The sequence below is a fragment of the Halomicrobium sp. HArcht3-1 genome, assembly GCF_058933345.1.
In genome coordinates this window covers 78,239-95,072 of sequence record NZ_JBZYDM010000011.1, presented here as the reverse complement: position 1 = coordinate 95,072, position 16,834 = coordinate 78,239, and the positions used below count along the sequence as shown (strand labels likewise).

The window sequence follows — 16,834 nt, the reverse complement described above, 5'->3', positions numbered from 1 at the left end:
GCCTCTCGCCGGTATTCACGGGGGTCTGAGCCACTCTCACACTCGAAACCCCATATAAACCCTTCAGTTGTGCCCGGATCGATCCGGCAAAATGGGCCATTCGGTCACGTCTGTGGCCGTTCGCGACGGTCTGGCGTGCTCGCGCGCGCTCTCATCGAGCCCACCGCGACGCTCACGGCTTCGCCGTTCGAACGGCCCCGGTGCGCGGCGCGGGCACTCGTGTGGAAAGAGTCGAGTATCCGCACGTCCGAGGGGGGGTATGCGCGAACTACTCGAAGCGGTCGCAGCGGGCGAGATCACCCCCGCCGAGGCCGAGAGCGAGCTATCGGGCTACGCGACCGGCGAGGCCGGTCGGTTCGACGCCACGCGCGAGCAGCGTTCTGGCGTGCCCGAGGCAGTGCTCGCCGACGGCAAGACACCCGAGGAGGTCGCCGCACTCGCGGCGACCGCACTGGAGACGACCGGCCGCGCGATCGCGACCCGTGTCGACGACGCCCACGCAGCGGCGATCAGCGACCGACTCGCCGACGACGCCCCCGAGGCGACCGTCACGTGGTCCGAGCGCTCGAACTGGGTCCTCGCCCACGCCCCCGACTACGAACGCCCCGAACTGGACGCCAGCGTCGGCGTCGTCACGGCGGGGACTTCGGACGCCATCCCGGCCGGCGAGGCGGCGATGATCGCCCGCGAGATGGGGGCGACCGTCGAGCGCGTCGACGACGTCGGCGTCGCCAGCCTCGTGCGCGTCGTCGATCAGTTACCGACCCTCCGTGAACAGGACGTGCTCATCGTCGCCGCCGGGCGCGAGGGCGCGCTGCCGACGGTCGTCGCCGGCCTCGTCGACGTGCCTCTGATCGGCCTGCCAGTGTCGACTGGCTACGGTCATTCCGGCGGGGGTGAAGCGGCCGTTTCCGGCATGCTCCAGTCCTGTACCGCCCTTACAGTGGTCAACATCGACGCCGGATTTACCGCCGGAACACAGGCTGGGCTGATCGCCAGACAGATCGACGCCGCGAGGCGCGAATGAGGGCCTAACAGTGTTGGCATGTGAGGCTATGCAACTCCGTCTCGTACGTAGAAGTGCCGGACGCCGAGAAACCGGCAGTTATCATGCCAGAGTGCGATCACTGCGGCGCGCACGTGTCGGATCGATTCGCTCGGGTGTTCGCGGACGAGGGCGGCAACGTCCACGCGTGCCCGAGTTGTTCGGCGAACGCTGGAATCGCCGAGGTCGCGAAGCAGCGCGCCCACAAGGTGTGAGGCCCGCTGGGCCGCCTGTATCGTGGTACCAGTACCACACGAAGCCCTGTTCTGACGGTCGAATCGATGAGTGACCACTACGTCTACGTCCTGCGGTGTGACGACGACACGCTCTATACGGGCTACACGACCGACGTGGAGCGGCGCGTCGACGAACACGACGCCGGTGAGGGCGCGAAGTACACCCGTGGCCGGACGCCGGTCGAACTGGTCCACGTCGAAGCCTACGAGTCCAGATCGGCAGCCATGTCCCGCGAATACGAGATCAAGCAGTTCTCGCGCCGCCGGAAAGAGCGATTGATCGAAGAGTGAGAGCGACGTTACAGATCGACGATCTGGTCGGTCACGAGTCCCGGGGACTGGCCCGTCACACGGTTGAACAGATCGATCGCTTGCTGCTCGGTCATACTGGCGACGATGTCCGCGACGGTACGGGCTCGGAGCGTCCCGTCGTCGATGCCGTCGTATCCGTGTTCGCCGTCGTGGATCTGTGCCACTCGTTCATCGAACGGGCGCGGGACGATGCTGCCATACTCTGAGTCGGCGTCCGTCGCTTCGAACAGAATGTCGAACAAGCGCCGGATCATCTCTCGGTGCCCGTGTTGCTGTGCAACGAGCGCCGGATCGTCGAACACGTAGTATTCGGTGAGGTACTTCAGCAGTCGCACCTCGTATTCGAGTTCCGGATCGATGTCGAGTCCGCCCTCGATGGCTGGATCGATTTCGACCCTCGTGTCGCTCCCGAGTCCGAGGTAGCGCTCGACCAACTCTGAGGTGAGAAAGCCGGTCGTCGCGCGGTCGTCGCTCGAACCGTCGAACGTCGAATCAAGAGCGTTCCCCTCGGTGTTTCCCGCGACTTCGCCGATCTTTCTGATGCTGTCTTCGAGAAACCCGGTCGCGTCCCACGAATCGTCGATATTTCCAGTGTCGTCATCCGACTCGAACGCGTCCACGAACTGTTCCCGTTCGTGAGTGCTTGTCAGAAGCTCTTCGAGCGGGATGAGTCCAGCCTGGTAGAAATCGACGACATCGTGGATCGCGTACGTCACGTCGTCCGCCCAGTCCATGATTCGCGCTTCGAGGCTCATGCCATCCGAAGACGAGCCAGGCGTTCGAAGCTCCCGTACGGTCTCGAACTCTGTCGCCTCCGTCTGGTAGTAGCCCCACTTCCGGTTCCGTTTCCCGGTGGTGCCACGCTTCCAGGGATACTTCAGCAGGGCGTTGAGTGTTGCGAGCGTAAGGTCGAGTCCACGGTGTCCGTCCCCGTACTCTGTCCGGTGGATCGCGACGTTGTTGACAATGCGAAACGACTGGGGATTCCCCTCGAAGCTGGAGAACTCGCTTTTCTCGTCGAGACCGGATTGGAGCGCGTCTTCAGCGGCGTGGCCGAACGGCGGATGACCGAGATCGTGCGCGAGACACGCCGCCTCGACGACATCGGGGTCGAGTCCGCCTGCCTCCGAGAGTGTCGTCGATGGCGTCTTCGTATCGAGGTACTCCGCAAGTCGACGACCGACCTGGCTGACTTTCAGCGAATGTGTCAATCGATTGTGATACCCACGTTCGGTCGTCGAGTGGACGACCTGAGTCACACCCGACAGCCGGCGAAAAGCGGGGGTGTAGATGATTCGATCTCGATCACGCTGGAACGGGGTCCGATTATCACCGGAGGACTCGCCAGAATAAATGCGTCTCTCCCGTAGTTCTTGATTGCTCATTCGAAATAGAAAACTACTCTTCCAGTCGCAGATCCCACTCGAGTGTGTACGAGACCTCGTCTTCTTCCATCAGGTGGCGGAGCACTTTGAGCACTTCGCCACGTTCCATGCCCCGGTTCGCGAGTCTGTCGACGAGCACGTCCTGGTCGACGGGATCGCCGTCGCCGGAAAGCTCGTCACGGACGCTCTGTTCGAGGTCAGTCGTGGCTGCCATGACGTGTCACAATGTTGTATCTCTGGATATAAGCTTTTAGCTATGTTCTCATTTCTGGTGAGTACCCCAATCTTAATACGGATCAATGGAGTCACGCACCTTTTTGCGGGCCGGGGGCGCAGTCTCAGCCATGACCGACGAGCAGGCTGCCATCGCTTTCGGCACCGACGGCTGGCGGGCGACACTGGACGAATTCACCGACGAACGCGTCCGCATGATCGGACAGGGCGTCGCGACGCACCTCCGGGACACCGGCCACGACGGCGAGACCGTCGCCGTCGGCTACGACGCGCGCGACCACTCCCGCGGGTTCGCCGAAGAGTTGGCCCGCGTGCTCTGTGCCAACGGCTTCGACGTGCTCTTGCCCGAGCGAGACACCCCGACGCCGGTCGTCGCGTGGACGGTCCGCGAACGGGACCTCGCTGGCGCGCTGATGGTGACGGCCTCGCACAACCCCCCCGAGTACAACGGCGTGAAGTTCGTCCCCGCGGGTGGCGCGCCCGCGCTGGCGGACGCGACCGACGCCGTCGAGGCGGCGCTGGCCGAACCCGACACCCGTCCCGAGGACGAGTGGGGCAGCGTCGAAGAGGCGGCGCTGGTCGCGGAGTACCTCGATCACGCCGTCGACTTCGTCGGCGATGTCTGCGACGAGGCGGTCGATCTGTCTGGGCTCACCGTCGCCTACGACGCGATGCACGGCAGCGGCCGCGACGTGACCGACAGGCTGCTCGAACGCGCCGGTGCCGACCTCGTTCGCCTGCGCTGTGGGACCGACCCCGACTTCGGTGGCGGCGCACCCGAACCCGTCGCCGAGCGGGTCGAAGCACTGATCGAGCGCGTCCAGTCCGGCGACGCCGACCTCGGGATCGTCAACGACGGTGACGCCGACCGGGTCAGCGTCGTCACGCCCGAGCGGGGCTTCCTCGATCCGAACCTCTTCTTTGCGGCCGTCTACGACGACCTGCTCGACTCGAACGACGGGGACGTAGTCAGGACGGTCTCGACCAGTTCCATCGTCGACCGCGTCGCCCAGTCCCACGGCCAGTCCGTCCACGAGACCGCCGTCGGCTTCAAGTACGTCGCCGAGTCGATGGCCGACCACGACGCGCTGATGGGCGGGGAGGAGTCCGGTGGCTTCGGATTGACGGCCCACCTTCGAAACAAGGACGGCGTGCTAGTGGCGCTGCTTGCTGCCGCGGCCGACCACGAGCGGTCACTGGACGACCGCGTCGACGCGCTGCTCGCCGAGCACGGCGAGATCCATCAGGGCCGGGTCAGCGTCGACTGCCCGGACGACCGCAAGGCCGGCGTGCTGGCCGACCTCGAAACCGACCTGCCCGACAGCGTGGCCGGGCAGGCCGTCGACTCGGTGTCGACCGTCGACGGGTTCAAGATGACACTGGCAGACGGAACGTGGCTGCTCGTCCGGCCCTCGGGGACGGAACCGAAGCTCCGAGTGTACGCCGAGGCCGGCAGTCAGGCCCGCGTCGACGAACTCCTCGCTGCGGGGCGTGACGTGGTCGCACCGCTCGTGTAGGATCGGGGCGCGAGCGGGGCGACGCAGTGTTACGCCGTAGCTTCGACGACGACCGTGTCCGCAAAGCGGTCGCCGAGTCGCTGGGCGCTGTCGTCGGTGAAGATAAAGCCCGCCTCGACGGCCAGCCAGCCGACCATCACCAACAGCGCCAGCGGGAAGCCGACGAGCGGGATGAAGACACTCGACAGCGCCATCAGCGGGAGCGGCGCGAGCAAGACGGCCGTGCGTCGCAGTGCCTGCGAACGCGTACAGGCGGTGCCGTCCTCGGCCCGGACGATCACGTCGGTCGCACGCATCCCGAGGGTCTGACCGTCGCGCTCGACGAACAGCGTGAAGTAGGCGGTGAGGACGACTGCGATTGCGACCCACTGGACCAGCGCGATCAGCCACGACACGAGCATCGAGCCGATCAGCGCTCCCGCGGATCCCATCGCTGGCGCACTCCCGGCGGCCGACGCGGACCCGCTCAGTGCGGACGCACCGAACGCGGTGCCGGCCCCGACGAAGGCGCTCACGATCGAGAAGGTGAGCCAGATGAACGCGGTCACGAGACTCAACAGAAGGAAATCGAGCACGAAGGCGAGGACACGGTCTTCGCGCGCTGACACGGCCGACTGGGAGGTGTTCGGGGACATCGTCGCCACCGAGACGCCACTGGGCCTAAAAATCTCTGGTGGCCCGATATCGCCCGTCCTCGCCCGTGACCGGTTCGATCTCGAAGCCCAGCGACTCGTAGAACGGAGTAACGCGCTCGTCGAACTCGGCGACGAGACAGTCCCGCTCGCGTCCCGCGGCCTCGACCAGTGCCGTCCCGATACCCTGCCCGCGGCGACGGCGGCGGACGGCGACGCTTTCGATCCGGTCACCGTCGAGCACGAGCGCGCCCAGAATTCGGTCGTCGGCGGTGGCGACGAGTGTCTCGCCCCGGTCGAGACTCGCCCGGAGGCGGTCGGGATCGGTGTCGAGCATCGCGCCGTCGAGGACGTTCGCGACGGCGACCCGGTCGGCGGATGTGGCTTCGCGAACCTCCATCACTGGGCGTCGATCTTCGCGAGGATCGTGTCGATGTCGGGCCGGTCGAACGTCGAGGAGCCACGGTACGACCAGACGACGACCGGTGTCTCGCGCACGTCGACCAGCACGACGACGGGCATCCGCCCGAGGAAGTCGCTCCACTTACCCAGAAAGCCAAAGCGAACGGGCTGATCGTAGGCGTCGCCGACGCTGGCGTCGGGGTCGGCACACAGCGGATAGGGCAGGTCGTAGCGCTGCTGCCAGTTCGCGGCGGCCTCGCGTGGCTCCGGGAGGATCGAGACCACCTCGGCACCCCGCTCGCGAAAGTCGTCGTAGCGGTCGGCCACCGCCCGGACCTGCTTGCGACAGTTCGTACAGTACTCGTCGCGCTGGAACAGGAGGACGACGAAGTCGTTGTCGGCGGCGAGTGCCGACAGCGAGAGGGGGTCCGGGCCGGGACCGACGTTGGGCAACGAAAAGTCCAGTGGCTGCTCGCTCATAGTCGATAGAGGGACGCCCTGTGCAAAAACGACCTGGTCACCCGCCCTTGATCAGGCGAACGACGCGGACGTGGTCGGTCTCGACTGGCCGGTCTTCGGGCACCGGCGTGCCGTCGACCAGTAGCGAGACGGTGTGGGGATTGAGGTCGGTCGGGGCCAGCAGGTCCCCGTAGGTCCCACCTTCGTCGATGTCGACCTCGTGGGTGTCGCCGCCAGCGACCTCGACTGTCACGCGCATACAGGAGCGTACAGCCCAGCGGGCTTGAGCGTGTCGACCGTCAGGCCGGTTCGGCGTCGCCGGTGGCCGGTTCGCTCGTGTCGCGTGGTTCGTCGCCGCCCGAGCCGTACCGGTCGGTGAGCGCGAGGACGAGCGCGCCCAGACCCAGCAGAACGACGGCGGCCTCGACCAGTTCGCCGAGGATGGGGAGCAGTTTCAACAGCGCAACCCCGAGGACACCGAGTACGAGCGCGAGCCAGCGACTGTCACGGCCGGTCTGGGCGAGGACCCAGCGACCCGCCGCGAAGCGACCGTACAGCGCGCCGGCCCACACGAAGAAGGCGTAGGCGACGAGACCAGCGAGCGACAGCGGGATGCCAACGATCGTCAGAAACAGGAGTACACAGACGACCGGGATAGCGATCAGCGCCAGCAGCCCGAACACGCCCGAGCGCAGGGGATCGTCGGTGATCCCGTCGGCGACGGTCGAGGAGAAGCGGGGGAACGCGACGAGCAGCACCGCGCCGGCCACGAGGTTCACGAGGACGCCGTAGACGGTGAACGTGCCCGACGGGACGGCGACCCCGGGACCGGACGGGCCGGGAGAGACGTTGCTCGTTCGGGACACCGTGCCGTCGACGACCGCGCCGTCGGCACGCTCTAGCTGGCCGTCGTAGGTCAGGTCACCGCCGATCTCGGCGGTCGGACCGAGGACGATCTGCTCGGCACCGACCTCGACGTCCTCGGCGACTTCCCCGTCGATCGTGACGGTGCCAGCGCCGGCGCTGAGGCTCCCGCCGATCTGTGCGTCGTCGGTGATGGTGACGGTGCCGCCGGCGCTCTCCACGTCGCCGTCGACCGTCCCCCTGATCTCGACGGTGCCGGCGAACGTCTCGACGTTACCCTGGACCGTGCCGTCGATCACGACCGATCCGGCGAACGCTTCCACGTCGCCGGTGACGGTGCCTTCGATCACGACCGTTCCCCCGTAGGTTTCGAGATCACCGTCGATAGTCTCGTCGGGACCGACGGTGACGGTGCCGCCGGTCCGGGTCTCTGCCACGGCGATGCCGGGGAGCGCTACCACGAGCAGCAGTACTGCGAGCAGTGCAGGGACTGTGCGTCTCATACACGACGGTTCACACCCAGACAGTATAAAAGGAGATTCCGAGCTTCTGGGCCGGAAACTGGGACCTGCGGTGGACAGCGCCGTCGTAGACCGGGAACGTTTTTGTCACCGGCGGAACTGTACTGTGCCATGCGAACGCGCCAGGGGGTGCTCATCGGGTTGGTCGTCGCGACGGGACTGTTGACCGCGGCATTGCTCTGGAGCGTCGTGATGACTGTGTTCTTCGCCATCACCGTCGCCTACGTACTCTATCCGCTCCGACGAATGCTGGTCCGGCGTGGCCTGCATCGGCGTGTCGCCGCCGCCGTCGCCACGAGCGTCGCCTTTCTCGCCGTCGCGGCGCTTTTCGTCCCGCCGCTCTGGTCGCTGTATCGCCGCCGTGACACACTCCTCTCGTATCTCCGCTCGCTCCCGACGAGCTTCGAGTTCGAGGTGCTCGGGACGGCCGTCGCGTTCGAAGTAGGTATCCTCGCCAGCAACGCCAGAGAGGTCATCACCGAGTTCGCCCTCAGCGTGGCGAGTGCCGGGCCGATCCTCGCGCTGAAAGTGTTCCTGTTTACGCTGCTGGTCTACGCCCTGCTGTTGCGGCCCACCGCCGCGCCGGAAGTCGTCTTCCAGACCGTCCCGACGGCGTACCACGACCTCGTCCGAACGATCCACGAGCGAGTCCGGGACACGCTGTACGCGATCTACGTCCTGCAGGGGGCGACGGCGCTCGGGACCTTCCTCATCGCCTACGTCGTCTTCGCCGGACTGGGCTATCCCGGCGCGTTCGGGCTGGCGGCGGTCGCGGGCATCCTCCAGTTCATCCCCGTCGTCGGCCCGAGCGTCCTGATCGCCCTCGTGGCCGCGACGGACGCGGTCGCCGGTGACATCACGAGTGCGATCACGCTGCTGGTGATCGGACTGGTGTTCGTCGGCTTCCTCCCGGACGCGATCATCCGCCCGCAACTGGCCCCCTACACCGCCGACATCCCGGCGAGCCTCTACTTCATCGGCTTTACCGGCGGCGTCCTCACTATCGGGATCGTCGGCTTCATCGCCGGCCCGCTGGTCGTTGCGCTGTTCGTCGAAGCCGTCGAACTCCTGACGAGCGACCGGACGACGATCCAGCGAGAACTGAATTACGGCGCGGACGCCGCGGCCGATGTGGATGGCGGCGGGGAGACGTAGGGCTTACTCCCCGCCTGTCTCCACGGGTCGCTGGCGCTCCCCGTTCCGATTCGAGACCGATGCCTCCGCGTCGCTCTCGCCCGTCTCCACGGGTCGCTGACGCTCCCCGTTCCGATTCGAGACCGATGCCTCCGCGTCGCTCTCGCCCGTCTCCACGGGTCGCTGACGCTCCCCGTTCCGATTCGAGACCGATGCCTCCGCGTCGCTCTCGCCCGTCTCCACGGGTCGCCATCACTCCCCGTTCCGATTCGAGACCGACGAGTATTCGTCGCTCTCGCCTGTCTCCACGGGTCGCCATCACTCCCCGTTCCGATTCGAGACCGACGAGTATTCGTCGGTCTCGTCTGTCTCCAGTGGCCGGCCCTGCTGCACCCACTCGGTCAGACTTCCTTCGTAGAACGCCAGATCGTCGTAGCCCAGATGACGGAGGACGACGTAGGTGTGGCTGATCCGTCGAGCCGTGTTACAGTACAGGACGATCCGCCGATCGGGCGTGATCCCCCGTGATTCGAGCAGTTCGCGGGCCTCGTCGTCCGGGAGCAGGCCGCGAGTCTCGTCGTCGACGAGTTCCTGCCAGTCGAGTCGGACCGCACCGGGGATGTGACCCTCCCCGTACTCCCACTGTTCGCGGGTGTCGACGATCACGGCGTCGCCATCGACCGCCGTGGCGACGGCGTCGGCGTCGACCAGTGGCGTCTCGGCGGGTGGGTCGACGACGTACTCCGTCGGGGTCGGTTCGGGGGCCTCGCTCGTCGTCTCGTGAGCCAGTTGCCACGCCGAGAAGTCGCCGTCGAGCAAGTGAAGCTTCGGCGGGTCGTGGCCGTACAGTTCGGCGGTGACGAGGAATCGGGCGGCGAAGACACCGTGGGTGTCGTCGTAGGCCACGATGTCGTCGTCTTCGTCGATGCCCGCCTCCGAGAGCAGGCGTTCGAAGGTGTCCTCGCCGGGGAGCATCCCCTCGTCGGCCGCGCCGCTTTCCTCGGCCCGGAACGAATCGAACGGGACGTTGACCGCGCCGGGGACGTGGCCGATGCCGTCGTACTCCCAGCCGTCGCGCACGTCGACGACCCGAACCTCGTCGAGTCGGTCGGCGAGCCACGACTGGGGAACGATATCAGTCATTACCGGGCGATTCTGGCCGCGTCGGCTTGAATCGTCCGTCTCGCGTACTCGAAGATAGCGGCAATATAATCCGCATCGCGGGCGGCCGTCGGTGCTGTCCCACCGCAGGTCGGGAGATGACGCACCGATCGTGCGAACAGTTGGCGTGTCAACACGTACGGTGTATGGGCAGAAACTGCCGACAGGGGGGAGGAGGGGCGGATGATGCCGTAACGACGTGGCATAAGTGGTGGGCGTGTGTAGCGATGGTTGCACATGAGCGATTACGCCAACGACGTTCTCGTCACCGCCGACTGGGTCGAGGACAATCTCGACGCGTTCCAGAGCGACGACTCCGACCACCGACTCGTGGAGGTCGACGTCGACACGGAGGCCTACGACGAGGCCCACGCACCCGGTGCGATCGGTTTCAACTGGGAGACCCAACTGCAGGACCAGACCACCCGCGACATCCTCTCGAAAGAGGACTTCGAGGACCTGCTGGGTTCCCACGGTATCAGCGAGGACGACACAGTCGTCCTCTACGGTGACAACTCCAACTGGTTCGCCGCCTACACTTACTGGCAGTTCAAATACTACGGCCACGACGACGTGCGCCTGCTCGACGGCGGCCGCGAGTACTGGCTCGACAACGACTACTCGACGACCGACGAGGTCCCCGACTTCTCGGCCACGGAGTACGAGGCCTCCGGCCCGCGCGAGTCCATCCGCGCGTACCGCGACGACGTCGAGAACGCCATCGACAAGGGCCTGCCCCTCGTCGACGTTCGCTCGCCCGAGGAGTTCTCCGGCGAGGTCCTCGCACCGCCGGGCCTGCAGGAGACCGCCCAGCGCGGCGGCCACGTCCCCGGTGCCAGTAACATCTCGTGGGCCGCAGTGACCAACGACGACGGCACCTTCAAGGACTTCGACGAACTGCAGGAACTGTACGCCGAGGAAGGCATCGACGGCGACGAGACGACCGTCGCCTACTGCCGCATCGGCGAGCGCTCGTCGGTCGCCTGGTTCGCACTCCACGAACTGCTTGGCTACGACGACGCCGTCAACTACGACGGCTCCTGGACCGAGTGGGGCAACCTCGTCGGCGCGCCCATCGAGAAAGGGAACTAGGCAGTCGAGCGTCTCGTCGCGAGACAGTAGTTCCCTTTCTCGCAGAGAAGGGCGAGGCCGACAACTAAGCGAAGCGCAGGCGTCGGCCTCGAATCGGAACGGGGAGCGAAGCGACCCGTGGAGAAAGGGAACTAGGCAGTCGAGCGTCTCGTCGCGAGACAACAGTTCACTTTCTCGCAGAGAAAGGCAACTGAGGTCAGTTTCCGTTCTTTCTTTCGTGCCACGACGACGAGTGCCGACAGTCGCTACACACGCTCGTCGAGCACGTACCGGCGCGTCGCCGCATCGGTCTCCTGAATCACGGCCATCGGTCCGTCGGGGACGATTTCGAGGCGAACCGGTCCGTCGAGCGTCCGCGTGAGCGTTCCCAGTTCCGGCCCATACCAGTTCCGACAGTCGGGACCCTCGACGGTCCCCGACAGCGTCCCCACGCCGTTCATCACCGCCCCCGAAACTGCCAGCCGGAACTGCCCGTCCGCGACGACCACCGGCACGCCGTCACCGTCGACGATGTCGGCGGCCGTGACGAGCCGTTCGAGTGTCGCGGCGTCGGTCTCGACGGTCGTCGTTGCTGGCTCTCCGTCGGGCGCGAACCGCCCGTCGTCGTCGAACGACGCAGGCATCCCCAGATCGACCGAGTCGACGGCCACGTCCGTCGGGAGCGGATCGGCCCGCACGCGGTGATCCGCGCCACGGATCTCGACCCACTGGATCAGTTGCCCGCCGGAGTCACCGCCGAAGACGACCTCGACGGATTCGTCGTCGAGCCAGTCCAGCCAGCGCAGCGTCGGGACAGTACCGAGAACGACGTAGCCCGCTCGTTCGACCGCATAGTGCTCGAAGTAGTCGGGCGTGTAGCTCGTGTACACCGACGGCGAGTCCGATCGAGCGGGGGCTGTCATACCGTCACCCCGGAGCGCGAACAACATCCGCCCGTAGTAGGGATCGGCGAGATCGGGAGAGAGCGTCGTCTCGGCGACCAGCGCCGCGAGTCGGTCGGGCGAACCGGCCAGCCGGGCGAACTCCGTCATGGCACACCCATGTGAGTACACGCTCTTGATTGTTCGGTCGAATCCCGGTCGGGCTACCCAGTCAGCCAGTACTTGCTTCGTTCGACAGTGGTCGCCAGCCACGTGCCGTGGACGCGACCGGGACCCGGTTCCGAGACGGCATCGAACACGAGGTCGCGCCCGTCGATGCGGAGTTCCCGCAGGTCGAGCGTGCGCTCGCTGGCCCAGGTCTTCAGGCGTGCGTCGCCACAGTCGTCGAGTTCGAAGAAGGTCGCGGGCGTCCGATCGGTCGTGAAGGTGTACTCGCGGTCGCCGTGTGTCAGCGTCTGCTCTGTCGTTTCTTCGAAGGCAAACGAGACGCGTGCTTGCGCGCGTGGCTCGTCGGCCCGGTCGTGATCGACCCGGCGACGGTGCTCGAAGTGATAGTCCCACTGGCGACACCACCCGCGCAGTAGCCCCGGATCGATTCGAAGGTTCGACTCCGACCGCCCGGCGTACCAGAGGATGTGGTACCGGGACGGGCGGTCGTCACCCACGTGCTGGTCGAACATACCTGACAGTTAGTGCCAGTCGGCATATACGTATGGGACCGTTCAGCACCCGACATCGGACGCTCGAACGAGAGAATCGGCCGTGTCGGGATGGCGCACGAACTGACAGCCGACAGGATCAGTTCTGTGGCCCGGAGTCACCCGCGGCCTCCTCGCCGACGTTGCCCGGTCCCGACGGGAAGAAGAACTCCCGTTCGGATTCGGTCTTGAAGCGACTGAGCACGTCACCGAGCGGCCGAGCGTACTGCTTGAGGGTGTCTGCCTGCTGGGACACCTCGTTGAGTTCGGCGGTCTGTTCCTCGGCAGCGCCGGCGACCGTCTCTGCGGCCTGCGTCGTTTCCTCGCTGATCTCGGCCACGTCCGACAGCGTCGTCGCCACCGCCCGAATGCGATCAAGTGGCTTCGCCAAGTCGAGGTGCTCGTGTTCGTCGGCGTACCGCTCCAGCGTCGTCGCGACGGCGTCCATCTCCGCGGAGATGTCGGCCAGCTGTTCTTGCTGTTCGTAGGCGTCGAGTGACACCTGCTGGGCGGCTTCGGCGACCTGCTCGGAGGCCTGCCGGAGCGTCGACGTACTCTGCTCGACGTGTTCGGCCGAGTCGGCAACGTCCTCGGCGAAGGTCTTGAGCTGTCCGGTCGTCTTCTCCAGTTCCGCGACGGTCTCGTTGAAGTCCGTCGCGATGCGATCCATCGCCTCGTGCTCGCCATCGGCGTCCATCCGCACGGTCAGATCTCCTGCGGCACACTCCGTGAGGACCTCGGAGTACTCGTCGGCGGTCGCTTCGAGGTACTCGTTCATCTCCATGGCTTCGGCCCGGGAGACTTCCGCCTCCTTGCGCGCGGCGCGGGCCTCGTGGATCTCCTTTTTCAGCGAGTGGCGCATGCTGTCGAACGCGGCCGTAAGCTGTCCGATCTCGTCGGCCCGCGTCTGTTCGAGTTCCACGTCGAGGTCGCCGCCCTCGATCCGTTCGGCCTTGGCCGAGAGCCGTTCGAGGGCGTTGCCAGTCCGCCAGCCACTGACGAGCACCAGCCCACCGAGCAAGAGCAGCGGCGCACCCATGACGGCGAGAATACCGGTGCGAATCTCCTCGCGGACGGCGAAGGCGGCCGACGCCGGCAGATGGCGGACGATCACCCAGTCCGTGCCGGCGATCGGTGCGTGACCGACGACTTCGCCGGCCGAGGATTCGAGGTTCGCCGAGCCAGTGGCGGTCGCTCGTCGAACGGATTCGGGGACGGACGAGGGCGACTCGACGGTCGCGAAGAACATCTCGTCGGTGTCGTGCAGCGTCGTGTAGCCCGCGCGGCCCTTCGGGTCGAAGCCGGCGACCGGGTCACCCAGTGCCGCCTCGATCAGGATCACGCCCTCGCTCCCGACGGAGTTGCCGACGATGCCGGCGACGGTCGATCCCCGCCGAGTATAGGAGTCCTCGACGACCTGCGCCGGCCCGACCGGCACGCCCGCCGCGAGCGCCCCGCCGACCGGTGTCCCCGTGACAGAGGTGTTGACCCGCGAGGCGTTCGTACTCGCCAGCACGGTCCCGTCGTCGGCGACGTAGTTGACGCTGATCACGTCCGGGTCGAACCGGTGGGCGTCGAAGTACGCCTGCACCGACGTGGCGTTGCCGGCCTGTACGTCCGGTCGCAGCCCGATCTGGGTGGCGGTCTCGCGGTGGCCGTCGAGCCACCGATCCAGCGCGTCGGCCTGTAACTCCGCGGTGGTCGTCGTCCGCTCGTCGACCTGTCCGGTCAGGGTCGCCGTCGCGGTGTTCAGCGAGACGACGCCGATACCCGCCGTGACGACGACCACGATGGCGACCGTCGTCAGGAACTTCCACACGAATCGCTGGCGGAGCGCATTCGGCAAGAACGACCAGCCGACCGACCCCGAACCATCCTGTGAACTCATTACGTTGAGCGCCCGACCACGGTCAAATAAATCCCGTTCATATATACGGTATATAGACAACTATGTCCATCCCGAGCACTCGGTTGCTGTCCGGTGGTTCCGTTCGAAAAAAGCTGCGATAACGGAAATAATATAAGAATTCCGTCACTGAATCAGCGGGGGTCGTCGAGGGCGCTCTTGCCACTCACTCGCTGGCACGTGGTTCGACGCCCGCGTTGGTCGCGGCGAGGCGACCGAGCCGCCGGACTCGCTGTTCGATGGCGGGATCGACGATTTCGCCGTCGTCGTCGAACGCCTCACTCGCGTTCCTGATGCCGACCTCGTGGGGCAGGCTCCAGCCGTGGACCGTCCGAACACCGGTTCGCAGGTGTTCTAACGTCTGTGCGTAGGAGCCACCACCGGCGGTCGCCAGCAGGCCGACGGTCGTGTCGTCGAACTCGTCGCGCCCGAGATAGTCGAAGGCGTTCTTCAGCGCCGAGGAGATCATGCCGTGGTACACCGGCGTCCCGAGCACGACCGCGTCGGCGTCCGCCACGAGTCGCTTGAGCGCCCCAGCGTCCCCCCGATCCCGGTCGTCCGGGTCGAACAGCGGTAGGTCCCACTGTCGCAAGTCGATCAGTTCCGTCGTCGCGCCAGTCGTCTCGGCCGCGTCGAGGGCGTGTTCGAGTGCGAATCGCGTCGTGCTCGTCTCGCGCAGGCTCCCGGCGATGGCGACGACGAGCGGAGCGTCGGTCATTGCCGCCAGTGAGGGGAGCGTGGGGAATAATCCTCTCGTTCGCATCCCGGCAGTTACAAGCCCTGGCCTGCGTACCCACGCGTATGAACGCAGACGATTTCGTCGAGACGGTTCGCTCCGAGAACAAGACTCCCCTCTCACGCCTTGGCTCCTCGAAGGCCCTGTACGCGATCACCGAGGGCGAGATGGAGGAGAATGTCGTGCTGTCGAGCGCCGCGACCACCGTCCACCACGTCGCCGAGACCGTCGGCGACTGGGACAGCGACGTGTTCCAAGCCGCCGCCGACACTGCCGGCGACCAGTACGAGACGATCACCGGAAAGCTCGACGACCACGACCCCGGCGAGCGCTCGGCCGCCCTCGAAACGCTGGCCCAGCAGGACGGCCGTGTCGCGCGACTCGGCGGCTTCGTCGGCTGGACGCTCGTCGCGAAGAAGACCTTCGAACAGCTGACGGGCTACTTCGTCGGGCAGGCCGACCCCCAGACCTCCCAGACCTTCCGCGAGATGGGCAGCGACATCGAGACACTGCGTGAGCAGGCCCTCGACGCGCTGGCCGACGAGGGCGACTGGGACACCGCCGAGGACGCGGCGACCGCCGTCGTCCAGGCCGCCTACGAGGACGACTACGTCGCGACGCTGGAAGGACTGGGCGTCAACCCCAAGAACGTCTGCTGAGCGGGCGCTGCTCTCTCTGGCGATACGTGGCGCTGAGCAGACAGATTCATGTGTCGCGACCGTAACACATGCGTATGGACACGTCTCTGGACACCCTCCACGAGGACGACGCCCTCGCAGCGGCGCTGTCGGTCGTCCTCGAAGCGGCCGAATCGGGCGACGGCACCGTCGTCTGGGCGGACGTGAGCGACCGACTGGACCCCGTCCAGTGGGGTCGACTGCTCGATCACGACCTGCTCGTCCCCGCGGGCGACCGCTTCGTCGTCGACGACCCGACCGCGGCGCGTGAGACGCTCGCCGGGATCGATCTCGACACGGAACCCAAAGCCGACCCACTGGCCGATACCGACGGCTGGTCCCGATTCGATAAGCTCGCCGGCGTCGGCGCGCTCGCACTGATGGCGAGCTATCAGCTCCCCGGTGCCCGTGACCTGATCGGCCAGAGCGTCGATACGGTGCTGGGACCGGTCGCCGCGACGCTTCCCTTCGCCGCGACACTCACCTTGCTTGCCGTCCTGACGGCACTGGTCTCGACGACGATTCGGCGACGGCTCCAGACGAAAGCAGCGATGGACGACCTGAAGACGCGGATGAACGACGTACGTGACCGCCTCGACGACGCCCGCGAACGGGGCGACGACGACGCGGTCGAGCGCCTGCAGGCCGAACAGCAGGAACTGATGACCGAACAGCTGTCGATGTTCAAGCACATGCTCAAGCCGATGGCCTGGACGGTGCTGATCTCCGCACCCGTCTTCCTGTGGCTCTCGTGGCTGGTGGTCGCGCCCGCCGCGGCGGTGACGCCGACAGCAGCCGTCTTCCCCGTCCTCGGACGGATCGTCTGGACGGCCAAACTGATCGGCCCGTTGCAGGTCTGGACGGTGTGGTACATCGGGACCTCGATGGTCTCGGGGCTGACGATCAACAAGGCGATCGAACGGGTCGGCACGCCCGCATAGC

General features: G+C 66.3%; 21 protein-coding genes. 8 read left to right on the top strand and 13 right to left on the bottom strand.

The features are described from left to right. The first annotated feature begins 259 nt into the window (after window positions 1-259). From larB to AC5FRW_RS16650, 3 genes are all read left to right on the top strand, one after another. A complete protein-coding gene (larB, locus tag AC5FRW_RS16660; RefSeq protein WP_493569592.1) occupies window positions 260-1,027 on the top strand; it encodes a nickel pincer cofactor biosynthesis protein LarB in 768 nt (255 codons plus the stop codon). Window positions 1,028-1,110: 83 nt separating this feature from the next. Then, window positions 1,111-1,260, top strand: a complete 150-nt coding sequence (locus AC5FRW_RS16655) for a DUF7563 family protein (protein WP_493569591.1) — start codon at window positions 1,111-1,113, stop codon at window positions 1,258-1,260. Window positions 1,261-1,326: 66 nt separating this feature from the next. Next, a complete protein-coding gene (locus AC5FRW_RS16650; protein WP_493569590.1) occupies window positions 1,327-1,572 on the top strand; it encodes a GIY-YIG nuclease family protein in 246 nt (81 codons plus the stop codon). 8 nt (window positions 1,573-1,580) lie between these two features. Here the strand turns inward: AC5FRW_RS16650 and AC5FRW_RS16645 are convergent, their stop codons facing one another. After that, window positions 1,581-2,978 carry a deoxyguanosinetriphosphate triphosphohydrolase family protein gene (locus AC5FRW_RS16645; RefSeq protein ID WP_493569589.1) on the bottom strand — a complete coding sequence of 466 codons (1,398 nt, stop codon included), beginning with the start codon at window positions 2,976-2,978 and terminating at the stop codon, window positions 1,581-1,583. Window positions 2,979-2,991: 13 nt separating this feature from the next. Then, window positions 2,992-3,192 (bottom strand): hypothetical protein, encoded by a 201-nt coding sequence (locus AC5FRW_RS16640; RefSeq protein WP_493569588.1) that lies wholly within the window; start codon window positions 3,190-3,192, stop codon window positions 2,992-2,994. A gap of 130 nt (window positions 3,193-3,322) precedes the next feature. On the opposite strand from AC5FRW_RS16640, the gene AC5FRW_RS16635 reads away from it, so the two are divergent. After that, window positions 3,323-4,729 carry a phosphoglucomutase/phosphomannomutase family protein gene (locus AC5FRW_RS16635; protein WP_493569587.1) on the top strand — a complete coding sequence of 469 codons (1,407 nt, stop codon included), beginning with the start codon at window positions 3,323-3,325 and terminating at the stop codon, window positions 4,727-4,729. A gap of 29 nt (window positions 4,730-4,758) precedes the next feature. Here AC5FRW_RS16635 and AC5FRW_RS16630 read toward each other — a convergent pair whose 3' ends face one another. Genes AC5FRW_RS16630 through AC5FRW_RS16610 form a run of 5 tightly spaced genes read right to left on the bottom strand, consistent with a single transcriptional unit; the run spans window position 4,759 to window position 7,589 of the window. Beyond that, window positions 4,759-5,364: an RDD family protein gene (locus AC5FRW_RS16630; RefSeq protein ID WP_493569586.1), complete on the bottom strand. Its 606-nt coding sequence runs from the start codon at window positions 5,362-5,364 to the stop codon at window positions 4,759-4,761. 25 nt (window positions 5,365-5,389) lie between these two features. Further along, window positions 5,390-5,761 carry a GNAT family N-acetyltransferase gene (locus AC5FRW_RS16625; protein WP_493569585.1) on the bottom strand — a complete coding sequence of 124 codons (372 nt, stop codon included), beginning with the start codon at window positions 5,759-5,761 and terminating at the stop codon, window positions 5,390-5,392. Further along, the gene (locus AC5FRW_RS16620; RefSeq protein ID WP_493569584.1) at window positions 5,761-6,243 is read right to left on the bottom strand and encodes a peroxiredoxin family protein; all 483 of its coding nucleotides are present in this window, start codon (window positions 6,241-6,243) and stop codon (window positions 5,761-5,763) included. The genes AC5FRW_RS16625 and AC5FRW_RS16620 overlap by 1 nt, the downstream gene beginning before the upstream one ends. Before the next feature lie 37 nt (window positions 6,244-6,280). Next, entirely contained in the window at window positions 6,281-6,481 is a 201-nt protein-coding gene (gene samp2, locus AC5FRW_RS16615) for a ubiquitin-like small modifier protein SAMP2 (protein ID WP_493569583.1), read from the bottom strand. Window positions 6,482-6,521: 40 nt separating this feature from the next. After that, window positions 6,522-7,589 carry a bactofilin family protein gene (locus AC5FRW_RS16610; RefSeq protein ID WP_493569582.1) on the bottom strand — a complete coding sequence of 356 codons (1,068 nt, stop codon included), beginning with the start codon at window positions 7,587-7,589 and terminating at the stop codon, window positions 6,522-6,524. A 129-nt stretch (window positions 7,590-7,718) separates the two neighbouring features. Between AC5FRW_RS16610 and AC5FRW_RS16605 the strand changes: the two genes are divergently transcribed. Then, window positions 7,719-8,762, top strand: a complete 1,044-nt coding sequence (locus AC5FRW_RS16605) for an AI-2E family transporter (RefSeq protein ID WP_493569581.1) — start codon at window positions 7,719-7,721, stop codon at window positions 8,760-8,762. A 3-nt stretch (window positions 8,763-8,765) separates the two neighbouring features. On the opposite strand, the gene AC5FRW_RS16600 is transcribed toward AC5FRW_RS16605, so the two are convergent. After that, entirely contained in the window at window positions 8,766-8,984 is a 219-nt protein-coding gene (locus tag AC5FRW_RS16600) for a hypothetical protein (RefSeq protein ID WP_493569580.1), read from the bottom strand. A gap of 75 nt (window positions 8,985-9,059) precedes the next feature. Further along, the gene (locus AC5FRW_RS16595) at window positions 9,060-9,884 is read right to left on the bottom strand and encodes a sulfurtransferase (protein WP_493569579.1); all 825 of its coding nucleotides are present in this window, start codon (window positions 9,882-9,884) and stop codon (window positions 9,060-9,062) included. Between the two features lie 255 nt (window positions 9,885-10,139). Here AC5FRW_RS16595 and AC5FRW_RS16590 point away from each other — a divergent pair, with 255 nt between their 5' ends. Next, window positions 10,140-10,994 (top strand): sulfurtransferase, encoded by an 855-nt coding sequence (locus tag AC5FRW_RS16590; protein WP_493569578.1) that lies wholly within the window; start codon window positions 10,140-10,142, stop codon window positions 10,992-10,994. A 245-nt stretch (window positions 10,995-11,239) separates the two neighbouring features. Here the strand turns inward: AC5FRW_RS16590 and AC5FRW_RS16585 are convergent, their stop codons facing one another. The 4 genes from AC5FRW_RS16585 to AC5FRW_RS16570 form a co-directional block, all read right to left on the bottom strand. Beyond that, window positions 11,240-12,025 (bottom strand): hypothetical protein, encoded by a 786-nt coding sequence (locus tag AC5FRW_RS16585; protein WP_493569577.1) that lies wholly within the window; start codon window positions 12,023-12,025, stop codon window positions 11,240-11,242. Between the two features lie 53 nt (window positions 12,026-12,078). Further along, a complete protein-coding gene (locus AC5FRW_RS16580; RefSeq protein ID WP_493569576.1) occupies window positions 12,079-12,555 on the bottom strand; it encodes a hypothetical protein in 477 nt (158 codons plus the stop codon). A gap of 118 nt (window positions 12,556-12,673) precedes the next feature. After that, a complete protein-coding gene (locus tag AC5FRW_RS16575) occupies window positions 12,674-14,461 on the bottom strand; it encodes a HAMP domain-containing protein (protein ID WP_493569575.1) in 1,788 nt (595 codons plus the stop codon). Window positions 14,462-14,645: 184 nt separating this feature from the next. Next, window positions 14,646-15,197, bottom strand: coding sequence for an NADPH-dependent FMN reductase (locus tag AC5FRW_RS16570; protein WP_493569574.1), 552 nt, complete (start codon window positions 15,195-15,197; stop codon window positions 14,646-14,648). An 83-nt stretch (window positions 15,198-15,280) separates the two neighbouring features. Here AC5FRW_RS16570 and AC5FRW_RS16565 point away from each other — a divergent pair, with 83 nt between their 5' ends. Both AC5FRW_RS16565 and AC5FRW_RS16560 read left to right on the top strand, forming a co-directional pair. Then, window positions 15,281-15,874 carry a rubrerythrin family protein gene (locus tag AC5FRW_RS16565; protein WP_493569573.1) on the top strand — a complete coding sequence of 198 codons (594 nt, stop codon included), beginning with the start codon at window positions 15,281-15,283 and terminating at the stop codon, window positions 15,872-15,874. Between the two features lie 74 nt (window positions 15,875-15,948). After that, on the top strand, window positions 15,949-16,833 hold the full coding sequence (locus tag AC5FRW_RS16560) for a DUF106 domain-containing protein (RefSeq protein ID WP_493569572.1): 885 nt from the start codon (window positions 15,949-15,951) through the stop codon (window positions 16,831-16,833). The last annotated feature ends 1 nt before the right edge of the window (window position 16,834 follow it).

Excerpts from the sequence above, each read along its gene's own strand:
- larB (WP_493569592.1), top strand. The coding sequence starts at position 260 with ATGCGCGAACTACTCGAAGCGGTCGCAGCGGGCGAGATCACCCCCGCC.
- AC5FRW_RS16655 (WP_493569591.1), top strand. The coding sequence starts at position 1,111 with ATGCCAGAGTGCGATCACTGCGGCGCGCACGTGTCGGATCGATTCGCT.
- AC5FRW_RS16650 (WP_493569590.1), top strand. The coding sequence starts at position 1,327 with ATGAGTGACCACTACGTCTACGTCCTGCGGTGTGACGACGACACGCTC.
- AC5FRW_RS16645 (WP_493569589.1), bottom strand. The coding sequence starts at position 2,978 with ATGAGCAATCAAGAACTACGGGAGAGACGCATTTATTCTGGCGAGTCC.
- AC5FRW_RS16640 (WP_493569588.1), bottom strand. The coding sequence starts at position 3,192 with ATGGCAGCCACGACTGACCTCGAACAGAGCGTCCGTGACGAGCTTTCC.
- AC5FRW_RS16635 (WP_493569587.1), top strand. The coding sequence starts at position 3,323 with ATGACCGACGAGCAGGCTGCCATCGCTTTCGGCACCGACGGCTGGCGG.
- AC5FRW_RS16630 (WP_493569586.1), bottom strand. The coding sequence starts at position 5,364 with ATGTCCCCGAACACCTCCCAGTCGGCCGTGTCAGCGCGCGAAGACCGT.
- AC5FRW_RS16625 (WP_493569585.1), bottom strand. The coding sequence starts at position 5,761 with ATGGAGGTTCGCGAAGCCACATCCGCCGACCGGGTCGCCGTCGCGAAC.
- AC5FRW_RS16620 (WP_493569584.1), bottom strand. The coding sequence starts at position 6,243 with ATGAGCGAGCAGCCACTGGACTTTTCGTTGCCCAACGTCGGTCCCGGC.
- samp2 (WP_493569583.1), bottom strand. The coding sequence starts at position 6,481 with ATGCGCGTGACAGTCGAGGTCGCTGGCGGCGACACCCACGAGGTCGAC.
- AC5FRW_RS16610 (WP_493569582.1), bottom strand. The coding sequence starts at position 7,589 with ATGAGACGCACAGTCCCTGCACTGCTCGCAGTACTGCTGCTCGTGGTA.
- AC5FRW_RS16605 (WP_493569581.1), top strand. The coding sequence starts at position 7,719 with ATGCGAACGCGCCAGGGGGTGCTCATCGGGTTGGTCGTCGCGACGGGA.
- AC5FRW_RS16595 (WP_493569579.1), bottom strand. The coding sequence starts at position 9,884 with ATGACTGATATCGTTCCCCAGTCGTGGCTCGCCGACCGACTCGACGAG.
- AC5FRW_RS16590 (WP_493569578.1), top strand. The coding sequence starts at position 10,140 with ATGAGCGATTACGCCAACGACGTTCTCGTCACCGCCGACTGGGTCGAG.
- AC5FRW_RS16585 (WP_493569577.1), bottom strand. The coding sequence starts at position 12,025 with ATGACGGAGTTCGCCCGGCTGGCCGGTTCGCCCGACCGACTCGCGGCG.
- AC5FRW_RS16580 (WP_493569576.1), bottom strand. The coding sequence starts at position 12,555 with ATGTTCGACCAGCACGTGGGTGACGACCGCCCGTCCCGGTACCACATC.
- AC5FRW_RS16575 (WP_493569575.1), bottom strand. The coding sequence starts at position 14,461 with ATGAGTTCACAGGATGGTTCGGGGTCGGTCGGCTGGTCGTTCTTGCCG.
- AC5FRW_RS16570 (WP_493569574.1), bottom strand. The coding sequence starts at position 15,197 with ATGACCGACGCTCCGCTCGTCGTCGCCATCGCCGGGAGCCTGCGCGAG.
- AC5FRW_RS16565 (WP_493569573.1), top strand. The coding sequence starts at position 15,281 with ATGAACGCAGACGATTTCGTCGAGACGGTTCGCTCCGAGAACAAGACT.
- AC5FRW_RS16560 (WP_493569572.1), top strand. The coding sequence starts at position 15,949 with ATGGACACGTCTCTGGACACCCTCCACGAGGACGACGCCCTCGCAGCG.